Annotated in this window: 4 protein-coding genes; all 4 read right to left on the bottom strand. The window is 53.0% G+C overall.

Features of this window, described 5'->3' with window-relative positions:
• Window positions 1-102, bottom strand: a 102-nt coding sequence (locus tag ACXJ5O_RS24005; protein WP_457302097.1) for a DUF1697 domain-containing protein, incomplete at its 3' end; no start/stop codon positions are given.
• Window positions 99-644: a DUF1697 domain-containing protein gene (locus tag ACXJ5O_RS24010; protein WP_457302094.1), complete on the bottom strand. Its 546-nt coding sequence runs from the start codon at window positions 642-644 to the stop codon at window positions 99-101. The genes ACXJ5O_RS24005 and ACXJ5O_RS24010, both read right to left, overlap by 4 nt.
• A 9-nt stretch (window positions 645-653) precedes the next feature.
• Entirely contained in the window at window positions 654-1,913 is a 1,260-nt protein-coding gene (gene ilvA, locus ACXJ5O_RS24015; protein WP_457302095.1) for a threonine ammonia-lyase IlvA, read from the bottom strand.
• Window positions 1,910-2,567: adenine deaminase C-terminal domain-containing protein (locus ACXJ5O_RS24020; protein ID WP_457302096.1), on the bottom strand; the 658-nt coding region annotated here is incomplete at its 5' end. The genes ACXJ5O_RS24020 and ilvA, both read right to left, overlap by 4 nt.

Genomic DNA, 2,567 nt, shown 5'->3' on the forward strand with positions numbered 1-2,567 from the left:
CTCGAAACCCGCCTCGACAAGCACGTTCCGCAGCGTTTCCATCTTAACTTTTTTGTTGCCGCCAACATTGATGCCGCGAAACAGCACGATGTAGATAGTCACTTTGCATCCCCCGCCATTTGCTTAGCCAAATGGGTCAACTTAAGGACTGTATTCCAGTTTCTCGCTGTAGCTGCAACTTTCAATGTTTTTTCAATTTTAGGATGCAGTCTTGCATTCGAAACGCCTTGCGGTGTGTAATAATACAGCACCCCTCCCCTTATCTCGAACTGCTCCGGCCCTATCGCTTTTTGCTCCAGCGACTTCACCGCCTCTGCATCAGGTGTCCGCTCCAGAACATAGGCATGAAGTTTTGCCGGTTCACTTAMAGCCAGCGGGAATGGATTTTGGGTAATGAGCTTGGCCCATTCCGCCCTACTAACGATCATGATGTGCTTGGAGAAGCCAAAATGCTCCCGTGCGATCCTAGCCACGCGCTCAACGATACGCTTTCGGCTATCGTTTGAGGTAAGAACGACATTGCCGGTATTGATATAGGTTACGACGGACTCAAAACCTCCGTCGATCAGTGCCGCTTTCAATGGCTGCACAGGGAGCAATGTATCACCGCCGACACCACGGAACAGGATGATCCAGCAGGTCACTTTGCCTCCTCAGATAATCAATCCGGCGATGGTCTCATTATCGGTGATGTCCTGATAGGCCCAACCTGCCTCATCGAAACGTTTGAACAGCACGTCGAAATTGACCTTGTTCTTGGTCTCGATGCCGATCAGGACGGAACCGAAATTACGCGCGGACTTCTTGAGGTATTCGAAGCGCGCAACGTCATCGTCCGGTCCCAAGAGATCAAGAAACGACCGCAAAGCGCCGGGCCGCTGGGGAAACCGGAAGATAAAATATTTCTTTAGTCCCTCGTATCGCAGTGACCGCTCCTTGAGCTCCGGCAGGCGTTCAAAATCGAAATTGCTACCGGATATGACCAGAACGATCCGCTTGTTCCTGATATCGCTCTTCTTGAAATCCTTGAGCGCATCGATGGCGAGAGCGCCGGCCGGCTCCACAACGATGCCCTCGATGTTGAGCATCTCGAGGATAGTCGAGCTCAGACGGTTTTCTGGAATCAAAGTCACAGAGTCTGCTGTGAAGCCTTTGAGTAACTTGAAGTTTTCACGGCCAATTTCCGCAACTGCGGCGCCGTCGACGAAATTGTCCACAGTGTCAAGTTTTACACGTTTGCCTGCTTCGAGACTGCGTTTCAGGCTTGGCGCACCGGCTGGTTCAACGAAGCGGAAGCGGGTCTCCCAGCCGAGATCGGCAAGATAGCGTGTAACGCCACCGGAAAGCCCGCCACCTCCGACAGGCAGGATGATCAGGTCGGGCTTGCGTTTGTCCGGCAGCTGCGTGGCGATCTCATGTGCCACGGTTGCTTGTCCAGTGATGATATCCATGTGGTCGAAAGGCGGAACCATGATCGCCCCGCTCTCGGCAGCATAGTCCTGAGCAGCGGCATAGCATTGATCGAAGATATCCCCGAACAGTCGAATTTCGATGAACTCGCCGCCGAAACTGCGCGTCTTGTCGATCTTCTGTTGCGGCGTCGTTACCGGCATGAAGACGACACCCTTTTTGCCAAAGTGCCGGCAGATGAAGGCAAAACCCTGTGCGTGGTTTCCTGCCGACGCACAAACGAAAGACGAATCCTCCGACTTGTGCTCGCTCAGATAATGAGAGATGAAATTGAACGCGCCCCGGATCTTGTAGGACCGCACAGGTGACAGATCTTCGCGCTTGAGCCAGATCTGTGCAGCGTATTTCTGGGAGAGATAATGGTTGAGTTGCAGCGGTGTTTCGGGAAACAGCATGCGCATTTTTTCCGTCGCGCGATCCACGGCCTTGATGAATGCAGTCATAGGAATAGGTCAACCTTCGTAAATGTCCGGACATCGATAATCCCGACATCAGATATACGCAATTCCGGAATGACAACCAGCGCCAGCAGCGAATGCTGCATGTACGCATTGTTGAGAGTACAGCCCATCGCGCGCATGGCGTTGACGAGTTTATCAGCCTTTGCTGCGACGATTTCGGCACGCTGGTCAGACATCAGGCCTGCGATCGGCATTTCCACCATGGCAAGTTCTCGGCCCTTGGAAAACAGCACCACACCACCGCCAACTTCACCAAGCCGATTGGCAGCTTTCGCCATATCGTCTTTGTTGGTGCCTACCACAATCATGTGATGGCTGTCATGAGCGACGGTTGAGGCCATAGCGCAGTCGAGGGTATAGCCAAAGCCGGAGACAAAGCCGTTAACTACCTTCCCCGTTCCACGATGCCTCTCGACAAGAGCGATTTGGCAGACATCATTGCGCCGATCCATCTGGACGATGCCGTCGGAGACTGACAACTCCGCTTCCAATGCTTTTGTCGGCGCCTGATTTTCGATGACGCCGATCACACGCGCGGTAATCTGCTTTGTGGGTTTCGGAGACTTGATATCGAAATCCTTGGCCTTCAAATTTTTCCCGAGCTTGATCGTATTCTTGGCGAATGCCGGATAGTTG

The sequence above is a fragment of the Phyllobacterium sp. P5_D12 genome (assembly GCF_054049495.1).